Origin of the sequence: Olivibacter ginsenosidimutans, from assembly GCF_039542865.1 — a bacterium.
Classification (GTDB): domain Bacteria; phylum Bacteroidota; class Bacteroidia; order Sphingobacteriales; family Sphingobacteriaceae; genus Olivibacter; species Olivibacter ginsenosidimutans.
In genome coordinates this window covers 67,465-90,922 of sequence record NZ_BAABIQ010000031.1, presented here as the reverse complement: position 1 = coordinate 90,922, position 23,458 = coordinate 67,465, and the positions used below count along the sequence as shown (strand labels likewise).

The window sequence follows — 23,458 nt, the reverse complement described above, 5'->3', positions numbered from 1 at the left end:
TTTCAGACATGACCATGCTATCGACATTAAACAGAAAAACAGCGATCAAGTGAAACCAAGCATGTTTTGTAAGAACATTGGGAATTTAACCGGACAACAATGATTACTTTTAAACTTTTATCTTAATATCACACAACTATCTATACTGATGTAAAGCAGCTATGAGCGATTACTTTATACGGCAAAACCAGTGCAGATAAGTTTATTGTTTAGACTTTCCCAAAGAAAAGAGGGTTATTTGAATTTATTCGATCAAAAAATCGTTCATTCATCTCATGTCCATAAGCAGTATTAAATTTATTATACGCTAACCCGTTGTTATTTTTGCTTTTAGGATAATCAAATGCATAAATTTAAGTCCATTTTAAAGCATGGACTATAAAAAACAAAGCAATCGGTTGCATCTTTCATTTATCCGCGAGAATCTATCTTTTTATCAAGAAAAAAAATCACATGAAATGCTAAACATGAAAAATTTTGCGCTGTTTTTTTTAGAAAGTCTTTCAAAAGCATTATTTTGGCGTATGCATTGTATAACCTAACCCAGCGATATGTACCACTATAGCGACTATACTGATCAGCAGCTACTTCGACTGGTGGTAGCAAATAATTCTGTTGCCTATACTGCTCTTTATGAACGTTATAGTGATATGCTCTACAAACATGCTTTAAGCAAATTAAATGATGTAGAAGAAGCAAAAGATGTAGTACAAGAACTCTTCGTAAACCTTTGGGATAAACGACATCAAATCCATATTGAACATCATCTACCTGCTTATCTTTACCGGGCGTTGCGCAATAAAATTTTAAACATTTATGCCCATAGAAAGGTAAAAACCCTCCACCTAGCCTCCCTTCAGGAATTTCTGGATCAACATCCCCTACCAACGGATTACAAAACCCGGGAGAAACAACTCTATGAATTGATCGAAAACGAACTTCAGTCGCTCCCCAAAAAAACACAAGAAATTTTCCGATTAAGCAGGAATCAACAACTAAGCCATAAAGAAATCGCTATAAAATTACACATTTCAGAGAAAACAGTTAAAAATCAAGTGAATACCGCTTTAAAACAACTTCGATCCAAATTTGGCTTATTTTTCTTTCTTCTCTATTTACTGAAGTAATTTAATCTACAACTCAGAATGGACGTATTTAAATAGAAGGTTTTTGTTTACTAGGCGATATGTTAAACGAACGTTGAGATAGTGCGCGCAATGCATAGATGATAACGATTACAAATAGCGGCAATCAACCACCTGTTAAATAACGGTTAGGTTACCTCCATCCTATTTTTCAAAAAATTTTCAAAAATTTAAAATTTTTATAGGCCCTAACTCCTTTTCTCCTGTCTTCCCTATAAACCATTTTTAAAACTAAGTCATTAGCAGTATGGACGCATCAGTGCTACTTAAAAAATACGAAGAAGGGCGTTGCACTCCCGATGAACTTGCCCTTCTGGAGAGCTGGTACCTCAACTATCGTGAGCAGCCGGCAGGCACCTTCCATGAAATGGCAAAAGAAGAAGCTATAGCAGCTATCCATACCTATTTACATGAATATATCAACAAAAAGCAGAAAAAACGCACCTACTGGAGGTATTATGCCGCAGCGAGTATCATAGCCCTGCTTGGTGTTGGCAGTTGGTGGTTCTTTCCTAATAAAATAAAGACTGACTCCACCTATGCCACAACTATTTTAACCAAAGTTGCTGGTCAAAAACAAGCTTACCTTACCTTGGACAATGGGAAGCGCATTTTACTAGATGCGCATAAGCCCGAACGGATCACACAAGAATCTGGCTTAAGCATTAGTAAGGCAGATAGTAGTATCCTCGTTTATGACGCACACCAAGGCCTTACCAAAAACGAAGGTAGCGCCTATCATACCATTACCACACCCAAAGGCGCTACTTTCGCCGTTCAACTTTCGGACGGCACAAAAGTTTGGCTTAACACCCACTCAAGTTTGCGTTTTCCTACACAGTTTAGTACTAATCGGATGGTAGAACTTCGTGGCGAGGCTTATTTTGAAGTGAATAAATCCGCTGCACATCCGTTTCAAATAGCCATCCACCAAGACGACAGCGCTCCTTTTTTAGTAGAGGTTTTGGGAACAACACTTAATGTGCATGCTTATACGGAAGAAACCTTTGTCAAAACAACGTTAATAAGTGGCAAAATCCGCACCGGTTGGCAAGCAGCCAAAGAGCATATACTCGTTAAACCTAGACAGCAAGTCATTTCAGCACATGGGCAAATGCAACTCAAGACCGTCGATATCGATCAAGAGCTGGCTTGGAAATCGGGTAGTTTCGCTTTTGATAACACCGATATTCATGAAGTTATGGAACAGCTGTCTCGTTGGTATAATGTCAGGATAAGTTATTCGGGAACTGAACACCATGAAACGTTTACAGGTTATATTTCCAGGAGTATACCTCTGGGCGATGCGCTGGCTATGCTTGAAAAAGGCGGGGGTGTTTCCTTCACCTTATCGGATAACCATATTCAAGTCCATTTTTTAACCAATCCTGAATAAATTCATGAACCCTAAAGATATTGATTATGATAAATAGTAGTTAAAACCCAGCCTAAGAGTTTGTTTAAAATTTAACCATACAAATTTAAACAGTCTCTAAGAAAAATAAGAAGCCGTTTCGGATTGCACCCCGGAAACGGCTGATGTTTAATAAAATTCCTAATTCACGGTATTAGAAAAATTAACCAAACATGTAAAAGTATGCAATCAGCTTTACTTCGCCAAATCTTTTGCTTCCTCAAATGGTTTGGTATTCATTGTTCCATTACCCTTAAAAGGCTTATGGAAAGACATTTCGAAAAAAAAGACATTTTACGTATGAAGCTCACTGGATTTTTAGTGCTTTTTGCTTTTCTGCAACTCAGCGCATCGAGTTTCTCCCAAACCATTACCCTCCATGTGAAGCAAGAAAAGCTACACGCGGTCATTCAGGCAATCCGCAAGCAGTCGGGATATAATTTCCTATACAACGATCGTCTACTGCACAAGAGTAAACCCGTAACCTTAAGCATATCCCAGCAGCCTGTAGAAGAGACATTAAAGCAACTATTCGAGCATCAACCCTTAGACTTCACGATTATGCAGCGTACGGTTGTACTCAGTGATAAATCGCCCCGTGTGCCGAAAATTACGGATCATTCCCTAGCTCAATCTGCTATTAAGGGGTTGGTAACCGACAGTCTGCAGCGCCCACTCCAAGGGGTAACCATCCGCCTCAAAGGAACAACGCAGGTGGTTACGACGAATGATCAAGGGCAATTTAGTTTACCCCATGTACCATCAGGCACTACGCTGGTCTTTAGCATGGTTGGCTATCGATCCATCGAGCAGGTTTTAACAGATCAAACGTTCCTCACCGTTGTCTTACATGAAGATGCCTCGCTCTTAAGCGAAGTCGTCATCAACGTAGGTTACAGTACGGCTAAACAAGGTGATCTCACCAGTGCGGTAAGTGTCATTAATACAGACAAATTACTAGACGTTACGGCTAACAACGTAGGATCCATGTTACAGGGAAAGGTTGCTGGCTTACAAGTTGTCAACAGTTCGGGAGCTCCGGGATCTGCCCCAGAAATTCGACTAAGGGGTGTGTCTTCGGTCAATGCGTCTCAGGAACCTTTGGTAGTCGTTGATGGTATTATTGGTGGAGCTTACGATCCTAACGATGTAGCTAATATTACGGTATTGAAAGATGCTGCTGCAACGGCATTATATGGTTCGCAAGCCAATGCTGGCGTGCTGATCATAACGACCAAAAAAGGCACTAACACTGGTACGCAGCTTGAAGCTAGCGCTAGCGGCGGTGTACGCACGGCCGACTTCGGCAAGATGGATATGATGCCTGCAGAAGCACTTTATGAATACCAAAAAGAATTCTATAGAGACTATATTCCTGGCTTGTCTAATAACTCGTACAAAATTGATCTCATCAAATTCTATAGCGAACGCCCACTATCTTTACGTCAACAAAACTATGATTGGGTAGGTGAATCGTTTGCGCCAGCACCTATTTTTAACTTTTATGTTTCGGCAAAAGGGCAGACCGAAAAAAACAACTATTATGCAGCACTTTCCTATTATAAGGAAAAAGGAACTTTTCTAAATACGGATTTCCAACGGATAAACCTGCGGGCCAATTCTACCTATACCTTTTCAAAGAAAATTAGTGTAAGCAATAACATCAATATCAGTGGTTCAATTGGAAAAGGATACGACTATATGGATATGTATTACGCTTTCTTAAACCTACCCTGGGATAATCCTTACAATGCAGATGGAAGCCCTTTATATGTCGACGGCAGTTCGCCTTTCAAATGGTGGTCACGTGATAAGGTGAATCCAGTGCATACCATCCAGCATTCAGATCATCCCTATAAAGGCATTGGTATCCATTACGATTTTGTATTCAACTACCAGTTTACCTCCTGGTTAAAGTTTGTCAGCAGCAGTCGCGTATCCGGATCATATGATAAGGCCACCAACTACTATTCTCCCGATGTAGCGGGCACCTACCATGGCACCGGATACCTAGAAGAACTAAATACTTTGAACTATGGCGTTATTAGCAATAATCTTTTTCATGTCGACCTCAATCTAAACAAACATCACTTGAGTGGATTGGCCGGCGTAGCCATTGAAAACGGAAGAACCGAGGTATCTGGTGGCGGAGGTAAAGGTCTTCCGGAAAGATTGCGCGTGCTTAATGTGGTAGCTAACAATCAATTTGTCAATGGCAATTTTGATAAGTCGATCATTCAATCCCTAATCACTCAAGTTAACTATGACTATTTAGGGAAATATTATCTTTCTGCATCGTACCGCTTAGACGGTTCTTCGGCTTTTCCTCCAGGCAACCAATGGGCATCCTTTCCTGCGCTATCAGCTGCTTGGCAAATGAACCGTGAAGATTTTATGCGTGATATATCAGCCATAGACTTATTCAAAGTTAGGCTAAGTTATGGCGTTACGGGCACACAAGACATCGGTGCCTCACGTTTCTTAGGGCTTTATTCCCTTACGGGACAATACAATGCCTTAACTGCTGCTATACCTTATCAATTAGCTAATCCATTGCTCACTTGGGAAAGCAAACATCAATTCAATGCTGGTTTAGACGTTGGATTGTTCAAACGCTTAAATGTTACTGTTGATGCCTACCATAACGTGACGAAAGATTTGCTATTACAGGTCTCCCAACCCTTATCCATCGGTTTTGAAACCCGTTGGGAAAACGCCGGACAGGTCGTTAATAAAGGGATTGAATTGGGTGTTAGCGCAACCAATATTGAACACGAAAATTTCTCTTGGGCTACAGACCTTAGTCTAAACGTCAATCAAAACCGACTCAAAGAACTGCCCAGTCAAATTATCAAAACGGGCAGTTGGAGTATCTCCCAAATTTATCGTAATGATGGTAACCTATATGAATTCTATATGCCTAAATGGTTAGGTGTAAACACGGAAACCGGCGCTCCGCAATGGGAGAAAGTTTTGACCGATGAGGCGGGAAACATCACTTCTCGTGAAGCAACGGCCAATTACGCTGAGGCCACTCTTCAAGAAATGGGCTCGGCTTTGCCCAGTTGGCAAGGTGGTTTCAATAATACCTTTCACTATGGAAATATCGGTCTGCGCATCAATACCGCTTTTTCATGGGGCAACAAAATATACAGCAATAATTTACGCTTCGTTATGAATGATGGCCATGAGCCCTATTATAACCAGATCAATATGCCCGATGATTATCACATTTGGACAGGCCCTGGTGATGTAGCAACCAACCCTAGTCCACAAAATTCGGCTAATTCCAACGAAACATCAAGCCGGTATTTGTTTAGCGGTGCTTATTTCACCATCCGCAATGTTGCCCTTTCCTACGATTTGCCGAAAAATTGGGTTAATCAAATCAACATGGCGGCAATCAGCTTATCGCTGACTGCCGATAATGTGTACACATTTACTTCTTTTTTAGGGCAGGATCCGCAAACGACCATTACCCCATCGGCCAATGTAACACCAGGAGTTTCTGATTTTAAATATCCGAACAATCGGCAATTTCTGTTCCGTATCAACTGTAGTTTTTAAGAAATGTTTATATGAAATGTCCATGATTGCCAAACACAAACACCAATGAAAATAATCTGGACATTCCATATGGCCATTAAAAGACAAAATGCGAAGCATTCATGAATACAATTGGATGCAAACACGAATGAATAATTATTTACATATGAAACCGAGATGAAAATAATATTGCCCCTGTGCGTCAATATTATTTTCATCGAGCGCTCATCAACAATTGAAAAAAATAAATAGATGAAAACAACACGATATTTTGTCTTACCGCTGCTAATGTTAATGACTAGCCGTTGCAGCATGACGGTAGAACCAAGCGACGCCATTACTACCGGCTCTTTAGTTGGCAGTGAGCAAGGCTTACAAAATGCATTAAATGGCATCTATTCGCTTTTTAAAGATCATATTGAATTTAACGGCACACAAGATGATAATAACATGTACCTTCGGCAATACTATCAGCTCACTGATTTTGCCAGCGATGACATTACTTGCGGGCAAGTTACGGAAGATCCCTTATTTAACAGTTTTACGCACGATCACAGTCCGACTCAAAGCAATACCCGGTATTATTGGTATGTGTCATACAAAATGATCAACAGCGCCAACACCATTATCGCAGCTATTGATCAACATGCTGAGTTAGATACGCAAACCCAACAATTATTAGGGGAGTGTTATTTTTTGCGAGCGCTTTGCCATTTTAATCTCGTGCGTTTATTTGCAAAACCTTATAGTATTGACCCTCAAGCACCTGGAATTGTGTTACGCACCCATGTTGATGACCCCTCAGAAAAGGGCCGATCTACCGTTGCTGAAGTGTATGATGCTATTATTCAAGATGCTGAACAAGCGGCTAGTCTGATGAATACACCACGAGGCATAACCTATGCTTCCAAAGAAGCCGCTTGGGCTTTACTCTCTCGCGTATACCTTTATACCGAACAACATGAGAAGAGCATCGAAAATGCCGATAAGGTTATCCAGTCCGGTCGCTTCGAACTGGAAACCACAGCAAGTTTTCCAAACCTATTTGCTAACGCACAGAACAGCAAGGAAACCATTTTCTGTATCGGCTTCAGTCAGCTGGATAATTATGGAAAATTTGGATCCATTGCTTCGATGATCTATTCAGACGGCAACTCTGGCTGGGGCGAAGAATTTGCAAGCGCCTCCTTACGTAAAGTCATGGAAGAGCACCCCGAAGACGTTCGTTGGTCATACATCGAAGCCGCCAAAGACGAAGGAGGCAATGTCCGAAAATTAAACGGTATCGATTGCTACTACATCCGTAAATTCTCGTTTCAGGATGGCGATCCGAACCTCAGCTCCCCTATTTTATTCCGGCTAGCGGAAATGTACCTCAACAAAGCCGAAGCAGCGGCCAAGCTTGGCCAAACTGCTGTGGCCCTCGATATGGTAGATGAAATCAGGAAAAATCGTGGGCTTAGTGCTTCCCTTTACAAAGGAGCACTTCCATCAGGGAATACCGCTTTAGATGTTGTGCTCAAAGAACGGCGAATAGAACTTGCCTTTGAGGGGCACCGTCTATACGACCTTGTTAGAAACAAGCGGAATGTCGTCCGTGCCTATTGGGGTTATCACCTGCGCGGACTAAAAGAGACTGATATACAGCCTACTAAAGTCCCTACAGGCTATAGCAACCGGGATATTGCTTGGGATAGCAATCGTATCATTTATTATATTCCGGTAGACGAAGTGCTCAGCAATCCAGCCGTTATCCAAAACCCATAAATTTAAAACAGCAACATGATGAAAACGTATAAACATATGACGCTATTCCTTGCCGCTATTTTTAGCAGCATCTTGTCTTGCAAGGAAGATTTCCGTTTACCGGCATTGGATGTTGTGTATCAAGTACAAGTATCGGGTCACGACGTTAACTTCACGAATCAAACCGAGGGAGGAACAGCCTATCGGTGGGATTTCGGCGACGGCGAAAGCTCTACGGAAGAAAATCCCACACATACTTATCCCAGTAAGGGGAAGTTTGTCGCCACCCTCTATGTTACCGCAGCCAATGGAGAGATCGTAGAAGGATCTACGGTTATCCGCATATCAAAAGCCTCTCCTATTAGGTTAGACGATAAGAGCTTGGCCGATTGGGATACCATTAGCACGAACCGTATTCAGCCGGGTGCTGCAGGGGGCATTATCAACGATATTAAATTGGACTACGATGGCAACTATATTTATATTTATGGCGAATTGCAAACGAATAAGGCCAATGCCGATATATTTGATATTTATATCGACAGCGATAACGATGCAGGTACCGGTTTATTAACTGGCACATTCACCAATGGAGGTTTCGACATTTTATTAGAAGGTGTATTGCTGGAAGGTCAATTAGATATCTTTTACCATAATGGTGCACAAAGCGATTTCGCTTTTGATCAGCAAAGCATTGCCGAGGCTTACCAATTGGGTACAGTCAGTTCCACCAGCAATGAAGTTCGTTTCGAAATGCGAATTGACCGTACCAAATTAAAAGGACTCACCGGTACGGGCATGCGCATCGGTTTTAATGCGGTGAAAAATGATTGGTCAGCTTCTATCGGTTTTGCTCCGGCCGAAGGTGATCCCGCTTATTACCTAAATATGGAAGACTAACCCCAAAAAAATATATTATGGAATCCATCAGCAAAAGAGTACAATCCTTAGATCTCATGCGGGGTATCATTATGTTGTTGCTGGCTGCCGAAAGCTGTCGGGTTTACGATACCATACATCACTCCTTTCCACAGAATAAACTCGTTATCCAGTTTTTTCATCATCCCTGGCATGGCTTACACTTTTGGGATCTTGTGCAACCAGCCTTCATGTTCATGGCCGGTGCTGCACTGTATCTATCTTATCAAAAACAGCTTCAGCGCGGCATCAGCTGGCAACAAAATTTCAGGAAAATTTTGATACGCTGCTTCCGTTTATTGCTGTGTGGCGTCGGACTGCATTGTGTCTACGCAGGGAAATTAGTTTGGGAATTATGGAACGTACTCAGCCAACTAGCAGTCACCACGCTTATTGCTTATCTGATCATTCAGCTGCCCACAAAAGGGCAGCTGCTTATCAGCCTATGCTTACTCGGACTAACCGAGCTTTTATACCGCAGCTGTGCCCTACCTGGATATGATCAGCCCTTTGTAGATGGTCACAATTTTGGTAATTGGATGGATCAAGTATTAATGGGTAAAATCAATAGCGATGGATGGGTAGCCATCAATTTTTTGCCTACCGCTGCGCATACGATTTGGGGAGTATTAGCAGGCAAGCTCCTCATGGCAGCTCAAACCACTAAGTACAAGATCAATCACTTACTTATTGCCGGACTTGTTGCTTTAGTCTTGGGTTATGCTTTAGATATCAGCGATATAACGCCCATTATCAAACGGATCAGTACCAGTTCCTTTGTCTTGGTTTCCGGTGGTTGGGTTTTGTTTATCTTAGCCGGGATCTATTGGTTAAGCGATGTTAAAGGATACCATCGTTATGCATGGATTGGCACCGTAGCCGGTATGAATGCCATCTTTATTTACCTATTCTTTGAAACAGTTGGTATGCAATGGTTCAATGGTTTTATCGATATCTTCATTGGAGGTACGATACGCGGAATAGGTATCTCTGCCGACATTGCTGCCATCCTAAGTGCCCTATCTACTTGGATAGCCGAATGGTATCTCTGCTATTGGTTATATCAGCATAAAATATTCTTTAAACTATAGTATACAAAAACCAAATCAAAATTCCGCGACAAGGGGTGTGATACCTACACATCTTGTCGCGGATTTTCTTTATATCGAAGTCTTTTGTGCTGGATTTTCCAATACCTGCTGTTCTTTCAACAAATCTTTTTTCAGATCAGTATACGGAACATCCTGTACACTTAAGCCTTGATCGATCGCACGAACCGCAGCCAAAGCTGCACTTTGCCCCAATATCATGAACACAGGTTCCATGCGGATACTACCAAAAGCCGTGTGCGAGCTCGAAATGCAGACCGGCACCAATACATTTTCACACGCTTCTTTCTTTGGCACAAGGGCACCATAAGCAATCTGATAAGGACCCTTTTTTGGCGACACACCTATATCGCCTTCATTCTGAACAAATCCATCAGGTTTCACATAGCGTTGGGTATTATGTGAATCTAAGGCATATGAACCCATACCCACCGGATTTTTAATCTCGCGTTCACCGAAAACATCATGCTCCGTCATGACATAATCGCCAATCATGCGGCGGGCTTCACGCACATAAATCTGGTGTGGCCAATTGCCATTGTCCGTAAATTCATCTTTCGCTAAGCCCCATTGCGCCATTTCTTTACGAACCGCTTCCGGCACCCGTGGGTCATTCGCCAAGAAGTATAGTAAACCTTTTTGGTAATCTTCATGAGCCTTGATAATTTCCTTACGCTCCTCATAACTACCGTCTGGATAGTCATAATTCATTCCAATAAAATCCGTACTAAATGGGCCATGGTTATTGGTATCCGTTTTCCTGTTGGGAATGGGGTCAAATTTACGGAATGTTTCATGCCAGCCAGAGGCAAAAACACGTGCCAACAATTCATAATTATCCGGATTATAGTTTTCTGGCTTTGGGAAAGGTACGCGGTTTTCCGGATGATTACTCAAGCACATGCGGAAACAATAGGCCTGAACACGCTTGTCGGCCTCACCATATTTTCCCGGATCGTCACCCGATACGCCATAAAGCAATCCGCTGGTGCTATCGCCGGGAATTTTATAGGGACTAATATTCGACTTAAAATAATGGTCGTGATGTAACACACCCGTTTGTATGCCATTCCACTTTTCATCATATTGACTATTGGCTTCGCGACCAACGATATAACTAATTCCTGCTGCTGCCATTAAATCACCTTCATAAGTTGCATCAATAAACATTTTACCACGAAAAACTTTTCCATCTGCTGTTTTGATTGATACAATCCGTCCATCTTCTTTTTCCACTCCATCTTCACGATTAAGCCAAGTGTCCCTGCGGATATCGAGGTCAAAAGCCTTCACATAATCTTCAAACACCTCTTCAGCCACGTGTGGCTCAAAGATCCACATGGTTCGTGCGTCTCCATCCATGGCAGGTGTTCCCTGTCCCTTATTACCATATTCAGCCTGCTTTTGCCATTGCCAAGCAGTACTGTCTTGGTACTTCATGTAAATACGATGGTAAAAATCGCGTGCCAAACCACCAATAACGCCCTTATTTCCGGTATCTGTAAAACCTAAGCCACCTGAAGAAAGTCCACCCAAATGTTTATCCGGAGAAACTACGATCACTGATTTTCCTGATTTTTTTACTTGAACCGCTGCAATGACTGCAGCTGCTGTACCTCCATAGATAATAACATCTGCTTCTTCTCCAACTTCTGCTTTAGGGCTACAGGCGCCCATGGTAACTACGATACAAATGAGTAAAACTACTTTTTTTATCATACTGTCTATATTGAATGGGTTAGTTCTATAGCAATTACTGCTACATTTTATTTCCTAATGTAGAAATAATAAACGATAAATACGATAAAAGTCCGACTCAAATAAAGCATCTACAAATGCATGCATAACCCGTATTTTTTATGATGCTACATAAGCTATACCATGAAATGACAGCCGTATGTCAGCTTATTGCCTATTCCCTCGTTTTTTTAACTGCGATTTCCTTTACCAATATCGCTGCTAAATCTTTCACCACTTCCGGATGCTCCTTGGCAACATTATGCTGCTCGCCTAAATCCTTCGATAAATCATACAACTGTTCTTCTTTAGCATTGCCTAGTTCTGTATCCGTCAATTTTGCATACGCCGGTTTATTACTAGCCTCAATATATTTCCAATGACCTTTAATAATCCCTAGCGAACCTGCATGTTCTATCAAATAGCTGCGACCATTTACCGATTTACCCAAAAGCACCTCCCATAAAGGCTTACTATCGCTCGCTTCAGTAGGTACCTGTTGTCCAAGCATTGTCGCAAAAGAAGCCAACAAATCCATCTGGCAAATCAAGGCATCCGAAACTTTACCCTGTGCTACGCCAGGCCCATTAACCATAAAGGGAACTCGGGTTCCACCTTCAAAAATGCTATATTTTCCGCCCCTTAAAGGACCTGCCGGTTGATGATCATTTCTTTGGGTAACCGCGCCGTCTTGGTAACCATCATCCAAAACCGGTCCGTTATCACTGCTAAAAATAATCATCGTATTATCTTTTAAGCCTAAAAGTTCTATTTCATCCAGTAGCTGTCCAACAGTCCAATCCAATTGTAAAATAGCATCACCTCTGAGTCCTAAGCCACTCTTTCCTCTAAACCGCGTAGCAGGCATGCGGGGCACATGCGGTTCGGTAACCGAAAAGTATAAAAAGAAAGGTCGATCTTTATTCGCTTTGATATAGTCCTCGGCAACTGATAGAAAGGTACTCGAGACCTCCTCATCCACCCATCTTGCTTGATAACCACCACTCATATAACCGATGCGACCAATACCATTAACAATAGTCTGGTTATGGCCATGCCCTGGAGAAGCTTTCAATTTTAGCAATTCTGGATGGTCCTTTCCTGTCGGATCATTTCCTACGGGATGTTGGTAATCTACTTCAATGGGATCGTTATCATCACGAGCCACCACCGCATGATTTTCCAAAAATACAGTCGGCACGCGATCTGCAGTTGCTGGAAAAATAAAAGAATAATCAAATCCCACCTCGTTGGGGCCAGGAGTGATGGCATGATTCCAATCTTTCTTAACCTGTGTACCCAAACCCAAATGCCATTTTCCTATAATAGCTGTACGATAACCAGCCTTTTTGAAAACTTTTGGCAAGGTCATTTTGTCTGTTGGTACAATCAAGGCTGCATCTCCCGGCAATATTCCCGTTCCTTCTTTCCGCCAAGGATATGTTCCGGTCATTAGCGCAAAACGGGATGGCGTACACGTTGCAGAGGAGGCATGGGCATTAGTGAAACGAACCCCACTTGTAGCCAAGCGATCGATATTGGGTGTATGGATCTTTGTTGCACTGTTTGCACTGATATCACCATATCCTAGATCATCGGCATAGATATAAATGACGTTGGGCTTCAATGCCTGCTCTTGCCCGAAAGTAGGTCTCGGCAAAAAAACCAAGAAGTTAGCCATGCTTATCATAGCTATTCGTTTAAAAATCTTACACATCCAATTCATTTTTAGGTTTTTTAATTACTTAACACGCTTACGTATGGAGCAGGTTTAACCATTAAAGATTCCCATTGACTAACCGAATGGCACGTGAATCGTTGAAACCGCGCACTCCTGCAAGGATCCGAAATAGTGGTCGAACGAGCGGTTTTCCTGCATCAAGATGACTACATGTTCGGCATCCATATATGTACTTCCCGGAGCAGGATAAATAGTTAAGGCATGCTCTATCGAAGGAGGTAGCATACTGGACAGGCCGGCTGCGTGTGCATAGCATACGCTGTTAACTCCTTGTAAATATAGATTATTTTTTAAGATTACCTAATAACAGGCATTTTATCTAAGTTTGGGGCTAGATATTTTATTAAACCACATATTGTCTATGATTATGTCTAAACAAAAACCACTATTATTTTTCATTCTATTCCTGTTAATAGCACCATTATCTATGGTGTATGGCCAATCGACTGCTGGAGATACCTTACGGGTGCTAGCCATTGGCAATAGTTTTTCTGAGGATGCCCTAGAGCAGTATTTGCACGAGTTAGCAGATGCTGCTGGAAAAAAGATTCTTATCGGAAATCTATATATCGGCGGTGCGCCCCTCTCGCTCCATTGGGAAAATATTCAGGGCAATAAGAACGCCTATAGCTACCGGAAAATTGCCGTGGATGGGAGCAAATCGACAACAGCCAATATCAGTATCCTCACTGCCTTGCAAAATGAACCCTGGGACTATATTTCCATCCAACAAGCAAGTCCTTTGTCTGGTCAATACGAAACCTATACCGAACCTCTTACCGGCATTAAGCACTTTTTAGATAGTGTAGATGCGCCAGGTGTTAAATACATCTGGCACCAGACCTGGGCTTATGCCCCAAATTCTACCCATCCGGGATTTGCTAATTATGGAAAGGATCAACAACAGATGTATAAAAATATTATGAAGGCCTCTGCTCAAGCAAAAAAAAGATTCCACTTTGACGTACTTGTACCTTCAGGTACTGCTATCCAAAATGCCCGAACCACCTTTCTAGGCGATAACCTAACCCGTGACGGGTACCACTTAAACCTCCAAATTGGTCGTTTCATCGCTGCATGTACGTGGTTTGAATCCTTATTCAGGGAAGAAGCACCAACTGAACGTTATCGTCCGGAGAAAGTAAGTGCAGAAGCTGCTGAAATTGCCAAACAGGCGGCACATGCTGCGGTCCGCCACCCCTTTAAAACAACGAAGATAAAAGTGGATAAACAGGAACCCGTAATCGAACAGTAGCAATAGGTTACATGATTTATATCAGTATTACTGGATAATTTATTTACACAAAAATTTGTGTAGCTAAATAACTACATATATATTTGTAGTCAAATAGCTACGCAATGAATTTAAGAAGAGATGTTTTCCAAGCTATAGCTGACCCAACTAGAAGAGCCATTCTACTCTTATTAGCAACAGCACCATCGATGACTGCAGGCACTATAGCTTCCCATTTTGACACCGCAAGGCCAACTGTTTCTAAGCACTTACAAATACTTAGCGAGTGCAGCTTACTTCACCAAAAACAACAAGGTAGAGAAATCCACTACCATATTAATGCAGAAAAAATGAAAGAGGTAGCCGATTTTATTGAGCCATTCCGCAAAATGTGGGATGACCGATTTAATAAATTAGAAACAGTCATGAAAAATTACCTATCAAAAAAATAGCATATCATGGAGTTAAAAACAAAAATAAATGCCGAAGACGGTAAGCAAGATCTAGTCATAACCCGGGAATTTGACCTGCCCTTAGAATTACTTTTCAAAGCCTATGTAGAACCTGAACTTATAGAACAATGGATGGGAACGAAGGTACTTAAACTAGAAAACAGAAAACATGGCAGCTGGCAGTTTGAAACGAGCGACAAGCAGGGAAACGTCGTTTTTCGAGCTAATGGAACCATACATACATTTATCCCGAATGAAAAAATTATCCGGACCTTTGAGATGGAGCATGCATCTTTTGGCGTTCAGCTAGAAATTTTAAAATTTGAAAAACTTACTGGCCAAACCAGCAAAATAGGCATCCATACCATCTACGAATCCGTTACCCTTAGAGATCAACTATTACAACTACCTTTTGCCCAAGGCATTAATATGGCCCATAATCGTTTACAAGAGATCTTAAATTAAGCAGACAATGACGACAAAAGAAACAAGGTTCGCAAGCTCAAAAAAAGTAACGAAAGTAATCTATTGGATAGCTACATGCTGGCTTAGCTTAGGAATGCTGTCTACCGGAATCGTACAGTTAATTCAAAATAAAGATGAAGTGGCCAATATAACGCATTTGGGTTATCCGACCTATCTATTAACCATTATCGGAATTTGGAAAATATTGGGTGTAGTGGCCGTGCTTATTCCTAAATTTCCATTATTGAAAGAATGGGCATATGCTGGTTTCTTTTTCACCATGACGGGAGCCATTGTATCCCATTTAATCAGTGGAGATAATCCCACAATATTGTTTGGACCATTGCTATTGCTTATCTTAACCGTAATATCGTGGTATTCGAGACCTATAGATAGACAGTTAGTTTCTGTGATCAATAAAAACGAACAGCATGAAGAATCCTAAGATTGATTTTTACTTGGTAAAGTGGAAAAGTGGCAACAAGCAATCGAGATATTGAGCATGATAAATTTATGTATTCCTTCGTGTTAGGGAAGAGCAGTAATAATCATAAAAGCTCAAGCGTTTAAATGACAAAACAAATCTTAGCAATATGAATCGAGATAACCCCAAAAAAGAATTATCGCAAGCCCAACGTGAAGAACTTTTACGTACCTTAGAAACCCGTTTTGAGAAAAATAACATTCGACACCAAGGCCTTTCATGGAACGATGTACGGGAAAAATTAACTAAAAATACAGCGAAACTATGGTCGCTCTATGAAATGGAGAGAACCGATGGTGAACCTGACGTCGTTGGTTACGACGAGAAGACAAATGAATACCTTTTTTATGATTGCGCTCCCGAAAGTCCAAAAGGCCGTCGCAGCCTTTGTTACGATCGTGAGGCATGGGAAGCAAGAAAAATGCATAAGCCGGCGGATAACGCCGTGGATGTGGCAAGCGCCATGGGTATTGAGCTTTTAACGGAAGAAGAATATCGAACATTACAACAACTTGGAAAGGTTGATACCAAAACGTCGAGCTGGATAAAAACACCTACACCCGTCCGAAAACTTGGGGGTGCCCTCTTCTGTGATTATCGCTATGGTCAGATTTTCGTGTATCACAATGGTGCCGACTCTTACTATGCAGCTAGAGGTTTCAGAGGGTCACTAAAGGTTTAAACAACGCTGTAATGGACAAAACCAAACATATAGTCCTTGTCGTCCCTCCCATGACTTCCATTCTCGATGTAGCAGGCCCCCTTGAAGTCTTTACAAAAACAACTGACTACCTTAACGATCATATAGCTTCCTTGAAACCAGCTTACACCACACATGTATTGTCGGTCGACTCATCCCCTATCGTACACACCTCTGCCGGACTGCCTATTGTGTGTGAAGGAGACATTAACTCCATTAACTACGAGGTGGACACCCTGCTATTTGCTGGTAAAGGTACCGCCGAAAGTAACACACTGCAACCCGCTTTAACGTGGCTGAAAGAACATGCCTGTAAAATTCGCCGAATCGGCTCCATATGTGCCGGTGCTTTTATCTTAGCCGAAGCTGGCTTACTCAATGGCCGAAGAGCAACCACCCACTGGCAGGTCTGTGCTAAAATGGCAACGCTTTATCCGCAAATAAAGGTAGAAAAAGATCCAATTTATGTAAAGGACGGAAATATATATACATCTGCGGGAATATCTACGGGAATGGATTTATCACTAGCCTTGGTAGAAGAAGATTTTGGCAGGGACATTGCCGTTATGGTTGCACGACTGCTCGTACTTTACCTCAAACGCCCTGGAAATCAATCACAATTTAGCAATATCCTGATGCATCAACAGGTGGATTATGAGCCCATTCAAACTGTGCAAGAATGGATTATCCATCATCTAGATGAAGAATTGACCGTAGAGCTATTGGCGGAAAAGGTGTCTATGAGCCCGAGGAATTTTGCGCGGGTGTTTCTAAGGGAAACCGGCATTACCCCGGCAAAATATGTAGAAAAAGTTCGTCTTGAAACAGCACGTAGACGATTGGAGGAAACCAGACTAACCATCGATGAAATCTCAAACGAATGTGGTGTGGGTAGTGCCGATGGTTTACGCCGTTTATTTTTACGCCACCTGAAAACCACGCCTAGCGATTACCGAAGGAGTTTTGCTACGGCAGCGGTATAAGGAACAGTCGGCAAACATAAACTGGATACCGACTGCAAGAATACGATTACAATGCTCCAAAATATGCCGCTGTACGTACCATTTGAGAGACAAAAGACATTTCGTTATCATACCAAGCAACCGTTTTGACTAACTGCTTATCACCAGCACGCACCACTTTAGTTTGCGTAGCATCAAATAATGAACCGTAGTGCATGCCTATCACATCAGCAGAAACGATCGGATCGGCCGTATAACCGTAAGATTCATTGGCTACCGCTTGCATGGTAGCATTAATTTCGTCTACCGTTACTATTTTCCCAAGCACCGTGAACAATTCAACCACCGATCCCGCATGAACCGGAACACGCTGTGAAGAACCATCAAGTTTACCCGCTAATTCCGGGATAACCAAGCCAATTGCTTTTGCAGCTCCGGTTGTATAGGGAACAATGCTGTCGGCTGCCGCTCGCGACTTACGAAAGTTTACTTTTGGATCAGGGGTATCCATCAAAGGTTGCGAGTTGGTATACGCATGGATCGTAGTCATTTGTCCGGTAACAATACCAAATTGATCATTGAGCACCTTAGCCATTGGCGCCAAACAATTGGTTGTACAAGAAGCGCAGCTAATTAACTGATCGGTGGCATCAAGCAATTGGTGATTAACATGATAGACAATAGTCTTGACATCTTTGTCTGATGGAGCCGAAATAATGACTTTTTTTGCACCGGCTTTCAGATGTGCAGACGCTTTTTCCTTCGATTCAAAAATACCCGTACATTCCAGTACCAAATCGATTTGTTGATCTGCCCAGGGTAATTGATGTGGGTCCCGTTCGGCGTAAACCCTAATAGGTTTGCCGTTGACAATCAACGCTTGATCGGTATGTTCAACCGTATGCTCAAATCTTCTCTGTATAGAATCGTAGGTTAGCAAATAGGCTAACATGGAGGGAGCACTTAAATCGTTAATAGCAACAACTTCCAGTTTATCATGGTTCATCAATTCACGGAATGCCAAACGTCCAATCCGGCCAAATCCGTTAATAGCAACTTTGATCATAATTATATTTTTTTCTTCCCAAAATTACCCATTAACCTTCATGTCTTAAATGACAAAAAACCATCAAATACTGCCAAAAAAACTATTATAATTTAATGAACACAATATTGAACGTATTGCCGTATAGGCTATTCACTATTCAACCATTTCAACAACTGGTCTTGTAGTGTCGTGTATAAAATTGTAATAGTTCTTCGCTATTAGATTGATGTGTGCAGACTAGGCTAACAAAAGATAAGCAATTGCTATACTATTTCAATCGTTATACTATTTAAAGATACCAAACGGAGCAATAATAATAAATACGTAAAAATAAGTACATTTATGAAATGAAACAGTACAAAGTTATCATTACGGGAACCACGGGAATGGTTGGCGAAGGGGTCTTATTAACCTGCCTTGCTGATCCGGAAATTTCAGAAGTGCTCAGTGTAAGCAGAAAAGCAACGAAGTTGACGCATTCCAAATTAAAAGAATACCTTGTTCCGAATTTCTTGCACCTACAATCAGGTGATCCTGCGTTGCTTGGGTATGATGCCTGTTTCTTTTGCGCAGGTATAAGCAGCGTAGGAATGTCTGAAGAAAAATACACCAATATTACCTATACCATAACAGTCCATTTTGCTAAAATACTTGCCGAACTGCATCCACATATGGTATTCACTTATGTTAGTGGTGCGGGTACCGATAGTAGCGAAAAAGGTCGCATCATGTGGGCTCGGGTAAAAGGGAGAACAGAAAACACACTAATCGGTCTTCCTTTCAAAAAGGTCTATAATTTTCGACCGGCCTTCATGAAACCAGTGCCTGGGCAACAACATACCCTAGCTTTGTATACGTATTTGGGGTGGCTTTTCCCTGTCCTAAAATTAATTGCGCCCAAGATGACCAGTACTTTACATCAAGTTGGATTAGCAATGATTAAATGTGTTACTATTGGCACTGAAAAGTCCGTTCTGGAAGTAAGTGATATTAATCAGCTGGCGAGAGCATAAACACTAATACAGATTAGTTACAAAAACCGTTAAATTGAAAAGCGTCAAAAAAATGCTTTTTCCAGTACCATGGAAGATTTGCTAATTAGTATTCGTTAATTCGCTTCAGATTGAGATCTTGGAAATCAAAACTAAAATCGGTAAGCGGAGAAATAGCCTGCATTTTTATACTAGAAGCAAAACCATCTTTGTTAAGTGAAAAAATAAGGTAGGCGTCTGCATCCAAGCTTCGATCATTCCATCTTACAATAAAAGTATTACCCTTATAGTGTGTAAGCGTACCCTTTAACTTAGGAGATCGCTGAGCCGTAAAAAATAAGTGTTGGCTATGTCTCGTAATATCGACTTTGCCAAACCAATCATCACGATACGTGCCGACATAAGAAGCCAAATCTATTGTCGTATTTTCGCGCTGATGTTCAATAACCTTCCACAGACTATCCGTAGCGCTTTTTCCTTTGGCAAACCATGCTTGTTCTTGATCAAAATTTTCCTGAATGCGGTCTTTTCCTATGATACCATAATAACCATCTTTTAGTTGATTGCTTATTGCCGTAAAAGCAGCACCTGATTGTTGATTGGTGAAAACGATAATGCCGAGTTTAAGCTCTGGGATTAAGGTTACTTGAGTAACCATACCTGCTAAACCACCGGTATGTTCAACAACAAAATACCCGCACTCATCCCGCAAAAAGAATCCTAAACCATAACTGGAAAAATGCGTGTGATAAGGAGAATCGTCGTGATAAATCGTTTGCGGCGACCAAATTTCGCGTAGGGTATGTTCGCTAATCAATTGCTTTTCTAAATGTTGCCCATATTTTCCATTATTGAGCAGCATCATCAACCACCTACTCATATCCGATACGCTACTATTTATTCCACCCGCTGCATTAGTGGCTTCGCTTAGCTGCCTAGGAATAACCTGTAGATGACCATCCACCAATGCATGCGCATCAATCACATTCGATTGATCAGCCATCCTACTCAAAGACGCTGCGCTATGTGTCATATTTAAGGGCTTCAGAATACGACGCTCAATAAATTCTTCCCAGCTCATGCCCGATAACCGTGCAATAACTTCTCCTGCCACAATATACAAGAGGTTGTCATAATCAAACTTGGTGCGAAAGCTCGATACCGGTTTAAGATACCGTAGGTTATGTATAATTTCGGATTTCGTGAAGTCCGCCGAATCGGGCCATACCATTAAATCGCCAGCGCCCAAGCCCAAACCGCTTCGGTGAGTTAACAGATCACGAATGGTAAATTCAGCGGTAACATAAGGATCATACATTTTAAATTCAGGTAAGACATCAGTTACCTTGGTGTCCCAACGCAACTTTTTTTCATCCACTAATAACCCTAATGCTACAGCGGTAAAAGCTTTGCTGTTCGATGCAATAGCAAAAGCCGTATGCTCATTCACAGGCTCCCCGGTACGTATAGACCGTACACCATAACCTTTGGCGTGTATAATGTGATTATCTTTTATAATAGCCAACGCAATACCCGGCACATGGAAGGTCTTTAATGTTTTATTGACAAGACTATCCATCTGATGATTATTTAGTGTTTGCGCTTTTCCTGTGGAGCAGGCTACAAAAAAAATCATGCTCCAAAGAGACATATAAGCAGATGGGAAGAACTTCATGTGAATAGCTAAATAACCTTAACTCAACTGGGTGTAAAAACCTTTCAACGATTAAACAACAGTAAAATCTTTAAGGTTTTTGCACTTCTACGCTGTGGTATCTTAGTACAACACCATCTTTTTTTCCTATATGATAGAACACCATCAGCAATAAGCATAAAATTAACACCCTGGTTAGTCGATAAAGTGGATTTTCCGATCGTAGCAAATATTCTATTTTTTTCATCTATTTAAATTTGCTTTTTAGTTGCGATAAAGCTATCAGATTTTTCATTCTTGTTTTGTTTTCAGGGGAATGAATGAATCATGATAGTTATCACCATAAATTTAGATGAGGCAATATAATCATTAATGTTTAAATTGTACTCCCCTACCTTTTCAATAGGACAGGTATTTAACAAAATCCTACTTATTCATATCCCCTGTTATCGTAAGGCCATCTTCAAAAGATGGTATAGCGGTACCCATATGCTCTATCTGCTCATAAATTTTTGACGACACCGCAAGCTTTTTCAATGATTTCAGCGCATCTAACAAGTTATGGAAACACGTATCCGTGTAGCTATCCAGCTCCTTCTCACCCATCGTTAGGAATAGCGTTGATGGTTTATTGATGGATTCAATTCCCTGATGGGCTAACGTTCCGAACTGCTTCACGAGATAACTGTCGGCATAGGTAATCGATGGACTCGCTGCGACATAATGGTTAAATAATGGCGCTGTTTTATCATCCTGGTAGGCTCGAAATAAAGCGTACAACACAAAATATCCCCCAAACGAATGTCCCATCAGTGTTCTATTTGTTCGATCCGTTCGATAAACACGATCAATATGTGGGATTAGGGTGCTGGTAACGAAGGTATAGAAACGATCTCCTCCACCGCTCAAGGGCAAACTGTCTTTGAGCGGAGCTTTGGGAAAAGTATAATCCCTAATACGTAACGAATCCATGAGATAAGCATTATCATAACCAACACTAACCACGATAGGTTCAAGCTTATTTTCTTTTTTCGACGAGCGCTTCCATTGCCTTGCGATTTGATTGACCTGATCAGCGTATGCGTTGCCGTCTAATTGGTAAATGACAGGATAATGGCGGTCAGGATGTTTAACGTACTCTTTTGGCAATTGAACAAAGATGCTGAAAGAATCGCGTATGGCATCGGCATATAAACGAAATGCAGGCATGGCCTCCAGGTCATCCGCTTCTTCTTTAACCGACGGATCTACCAATGCCGTTACATACAAACAGTAATGGTGCGGGGGAGTATTCCATTGTCCTTGGCTATTTCGCCGATAAAAGCTCTTGGATGAACCGCCTAATTTTACTTCATAGGAAATATTGGGAACAGCCTTCTTATTTTCAGGGATAAATTCGACAGCAGCAATAAAATTGCCTTTTATAATCACGGGGTCCCTCCATTCAAAACGCAGCCATCCCGATTGAATCGCCCGCCGTTGCACAATACTACGTTCAAGGACGCGCTCAGCCGGTTTTTTCCCATCATAACGATAAAAATTTATTCGAAAAGTAGCACTATCTGCTCTAGCCGAATTGATGTAAAGATTAAGCGATTGAATACGTGTAGCTCGATTACCGATGTTTATTAATTGGCCTATCTCAAAAATATCTTCCTGGTTGAACATACCATCAGTGAAATGGACAAGTAAATTTCGCCGCTTAATGCCGAATTTCCGTTCAACCAGTTTGTTCGCCGAAATAGCAACAACAGGTAAGCTAACTGTTTTTTTGTGCAACTTAATTATTTCAGATCCAGCATCATTCAAACGTGCTATAGGTACCGTAACGGCTGCATAACCTACCAACGAAAATGTTAATGTATCGGTATCATGCGCCGCAGCTATTGCTAAATGATATTGACCATTTTTTGTAGAAACAGTGCCTACATTTCTATTTCGGATACCAATATTGACATAGGCTAACGGTTTTCCGGTTTCCTGATCCACCACACGTCCGGATAGCGTCACCTGTCCCATAGCAATTGCCGTTACCAGATAGAAACAAAGAAAAGACAGCAATCGGATAGCGACTAGTTTCATGTTATTTCGATGGTACACAGATCAATAAA

The 23,458-nt window shown here is 41.5% G+C and carries 18 protein-coding genes and 1 pseudogene; 13 read left to right on the top strand and 6 right to left on the bottom strand.

Features of this window, described 5'->3' with window-relative positions:
- Positions 1-551: 551 nt before the first annotated feature.
- From ABD930_RS10385 to ABD930_RS10360, 6 genes are all read left to right on the top strand, one after another.
- Positions 552-1,127 (top strand): RNA polymerase sigma factor, encoded by a 576-nt coding sequence (locus tag ABD930_RS10385; RefSeq protein WP_345231645.1) that lies wholly within the window; start codon positions 552-554, stop codon positions 1,125-1,127.
- Positions 1,128-1,392: 265 nt separating this feature from the next.
- Positions 1,393-2,541 (top strand): FecR family protein, encoded by a 1,149-nt coding sequence (locus ABD930_RS10380; protein WP_345231644.1) that lies wholly within the window; start codon positions 1,393-1,395, stop codon positions 2,539-2,541.
- Positions 2,542-2,823: 282 nt separating this feature from the next.
- Positions 2,824-6,126 carry a SusC/RagA family TonB-linked outer membrane protein gene (locus ABD930_RS10375; protein WP_345231643.1) on the top strand — a complete coding sequence of 1,101 codons (3,303 nt, stop codon included), beginning with the start codon at positions 2,824-2,826 and terminating at the stop codon, positions 6,124-6,126.
- A gap of 231 nt (positions 6,127-6,357) precedes the next feature.
- Complete coding sequence (locus ABD930_RS10370) at positions 6,358-7,872, top strand: RagB/SusD family nutrient uptake outer membrane protein (protein ID WP_345231642.1); 1,515 nt, start codon at positions 6,358-6,360, stop codon at positions 7,870-7,872.
- Between the two features lie 15 nt (positions 7,873-7,887).
- Entirely contained in the window at positions 7,888-8,751 is an 864-nt protein-coding gene (locus ABD930_RS10365) for a PKD domain-containing protein (RefSeq protein ID WP_345231641.1), read from the top strand.
- A gap of 17 nt (positions 8,752-8,768) precedes the next feature.
- Positions 8,769-9,860: an acyltransferase family protein gene (locus tag ABD930_RS10360; RefSeq protein ID WP_345231640.1), complete on the top strand. Its 1,092-nt coding sequence runs from the start codon at positions 8,769-8,771 to the stop codon at positions 9,858-9,860.
- A gap of 69 nt (positions 9,861-9,929) precedes the next feature.
- Here the strand turns inward: ABD930_RS10360 and ABD930_RS10355 are convergent, their stop codons facing one another.
- From ABD930_RS10355 to ABD930_RS10345, 3 genes and pseudogenes are all read right to left on the bottom strand, one after another.
- Positions 9,930-11,597, bottom strand: a complete 1,668-nt coding sequence (locus ABD930_RS10355) for an FAD-dependent oxidoreductase (RefSeq protein WP_345231639.1) — start codon at positions 11,595-11,597, stop codon at positions 9,930-9,932.
- Between the two features lie 193 nt (positions 11,598-11,790).
- Entirely contained in the window at positions 11,791-13,305 is a 1,515-nt protein-coding gene (locus ABD930_RS10350; RefSeq protein WP_345231638.1) for a sulfatase family protein, read from the bottom strand.
- A gap of 94 nt (positions 13,306-13,399) precedes the next feature.
- Positions 13,400-13,590 (bottom strand): annotated as a pseudogene (locus tag ABD930_RS10345) (alkaline phosphatase family protein); the annotation flags it as partial.
- Positions 13,591-13,717: 127 nt separating this feature from the next.
- On the opposite strand from ABD930_RS10345, the gene ABD930_RS10340 reads away from it, so the two are divergent.
- The 6 genes from ABD930_RS10340 (at position 13,718) to ABD930_RS10315 (ending at position 17,674) form a co-directional block, all read left to right on the top strand.
- Positions 13,718-14,611 (top strand): DUF4886 domain-containing protein, encoded by an 894-nt coding sequence (locus ABD930_RS10340; protein WP_345231637.1) that lies wholly within the window; start codon positions 13,718-13,720, stop codon positions 14,609-14,611.
- 104 nt (positions 14,612-14,715) lie between these two features.
- Entirely contained in the window at positions 14,716-15,042 is a 327-nt protein-coding gene (locus ABD930_RS10335) for an ArsR/SmtB family transcription factor (RefSeq protein ID WP_345231636.1), read from the top strand.
- 6 nt (positions 15,043-15,048) lie between these two features.
- Positions 15,049-15,507 (top strand): SRPBCC domain-containing protein, encoded by a 459-nt coding sequence (locus tag ABD930_RS10330; protein WP_345231635.1) that lies wholly within the window; start codon positions 15,049-15,051, stop codon positions 15,505-15,507.
- A gap of 7 nt (positions 15,508-15,514) precedes the next feature.
- On the top strand, positions 15,515-15,952 hold the full coding sequence (locus ABD930_RS10325; RefSeq protein ID WP_345231634.1) for a DoxX family protein: 438 nt from the start codon (positions 15,515-15,517) through the stop codon (positions 15,950-15,952).
- Positions 15,953-16,100: 148 nt separating this feature from the next.
- On the top strand, positions 16,101-16,673 hold the full coding sequence (locus ABD930_RS10320) for a DUF4256 domain-containing protein (protein WP_345231633.1): 573 nt from the start codon (positions 16,101-16,103) through the stop codon (positions 16,671-16,673).
- An 11-nt stretch (positions 16,674-16,684) separates the two neighbouring features.
- Positions 16,685-17,674, top strand: coding sequence for a GlxA family transcriptional regulator (locus tag ABD930_RS10315; protein ID WP_345231632.1), 990 nt, complete (start codon positions 16,685-16,687; stop codon positions 17,672-17,674).
- A gap of 46 nt (positions 17,675-17,720) precedes the next feature.
- Here ABD930_RS10315 and gap read toward each other — a convergent pair whose 3' ends face one another.
- A complete protein-coding gene (gene gap / locus ABD930_RS10310) occupies positions 17,721-18,719 on the bottom strand; it encodes a type I glyceraldehyde-3-phosphate dehydrogenase (protein ID WP_425571125.1) in 999 nt (332 codons plus the stop codon).
- Between the two features lie 329 nt (positions 18,720-19,048).
- Between gap and ABD930_RS10305 the strand changes: the two genes are divergently transcribed.
- Positions 19,049-19,714 carry a Rossmann-fold NAD(P)-binding domain-containing protein gene (locus ABD930_RS10305; RefSeq protein ID WP_345231631.1) on the top strand — a complete coding sequence of 222 codons (666 nt, stop codon included), beginning with the start codon at positions 19,049-19,051 and terminating at the stop codon, positions 19,712-19,714.
- 85 nt (positions 19,715-19,799) lie between these two features.
- Here the strand turns inward: ABD930_RS10305 and ABD930_RS10300 are convergent, their stop codons facing one another.
- Positions 19,800-21,329 (bottom strand): serine hydrolase, encoded by a 1,530-nt coding sequence (locus tag ABD930_RS10300; protein WP_345231630.1) that lies wholly within the window; start codon positions 21,327-21,329, stop codon positions 19,800-19,802.
- A 444-nt stretch (positions 21,330-21,773) separates the two neighbouring features.
- Entirely contained in the window at positions 21,774-23,429 is a 1,656-nt protein-coding gene (locus tag ABD930_RS10295; RefSeq protein ID WP_345231629.1) for an alpha/beta hydrolase-fold protein, read from the bottom strand.
- Between the last annotated feature and the right edge of the window lie 29 nt (positions 23,430-23,458).

What these genes read in the sequence shown, in the direction of transcription:
- ABD930_RS10385 (WP_345231645.1), top strand. Translation starts at nt 552, where the DNA reads ATGTACCACTATAGCGACTATACTGATCAGCAGCTACTTCGACTGGTG.
- ABD930_RS10380 (WP_345231644.1), top strand. Translation starts at nt 1,393, where the DNA reads ATGGACGCATCAGTGCTACTTAAAAAATACGAAGAAGGGCGTTGCACT.
- ABD930_RS10375 (WP_345231643.1), top strand. Translation starts at nt 2,824, where the DNA reads ATGGAAAGACATTTCGAAAAAAAAGACATTTTACGTATGAAGCTCACT.
- ABD930_RS10370 (WP_345231642.1), top strand. Translation starts at nt 6,358, where the DNA reads ATGAAAACAACACGATATTTTGTCTTACCGCTGCTAATGTTAATGACT.
- ABD930_RS10365 (WP_345231641.1), top strand. Translation starts at nt 7,888, where the DNA reads ATGATGAAAACGTATAAACATATGACGCTATTCCTTGCCGCTATTTTT.
- ABD930_RS10360 (WP_345231640.1), top strand. Translation starts at nt 8,769, where the DNA reads ATGGAATCCATCAGCAAAAGAGTACAATCCTTAGATCTCATGCGGGGT.
- ABD930_RS10355 (WP_345231639.1), bottom strand. Translation starts at nt 11,597, where the DNA reads ATGATAAAAAAAGTAGTTTTACTCATTTGTATCGTAGTTACCATGGGC.
- ABD930_RS10350 (WP_345231638.1), bottom strand. Translation starts at nt 13,305, where the DNA reads ATGATAAGCATGGCTAACTTCTTGGTTTTTTTGCCGAGACCTACTTTC.
- ABD930_RS10340 (WP_345231637.1), top strand. Translation starts at nt 13,718, where the DNA reads ATGATTATGTCTAAACAAAAACCACTATTATTTTTCATTCTATTCCTG.
- ABD930_RS10335 (WP_345231636.1), top strand. Translation starts at nt 14,716, where the DNA reads ATGAATTTAAGAAGAGATGTTTTCCAAGCTATAGCTGACCCAACTAGA.
- ABD930_RS10330 (WP_345231635.1), top strand. Translation starts at nt 15,049, where the DNA reads ATGGAGTTAAAAACAAAAATAAATGCCGAAGACGGTAAGCAAGATCTA.
- ABD930_RS10325 (WP_345231634.1), top strand. Translation starts at nt 15,515, where the DNA reads ATGACGACAAAAGAAACAAGGTTCGCAAGCTCAAAAAAAGTAACGAAA.
- ABD930_RS10320 (WP_345231633.1), top strand. Translation starts at nt 16,101, where the DNA reads ATGAATCGAGATAACCCCAAAAAAGAATTATCGCAAGCCCAACGTGAA.
- ABD930_RS10315 (WP_345231632.1), top strand. Translation starts at nt 16,685, where the DNA reads ATGGACAAAACCAAACATATAGTCCTTGTCGTCCCTCCCATGACTTCC.
- gap (WP_425571125.1), bottom strand. Translation starts at nt 18,719, where the DNA reads ATGATCAAAGTTGCTATTAACGGATTTGGCCGGATTGGACGTTTGGCA.
- ABD930_RS10305 (WP_345231631.1), top strand. Translation starts at nt 19,049, where the DNA reads ATGAAACAGTACAAAGTTATCATTACGGGAACCACGGGAATGGTTGGC.
- ABD930_RS10300 (WP_345231630.1), bottom strand. Translation starts at nt 21,329, where the DNA reads ATGATTTTTTTTGTAGCCTGCTCCACAGGAAAAGCGCAAACACTAAAT.
- ABD930_RS10295 (WP_345231629.1), bottom strand. Translation starts at nt 23,429, where the DNA reads ATGAAACTAGTCGCTATCCGATTGCTGTCTTTTCTTTGTTTCTATCTG.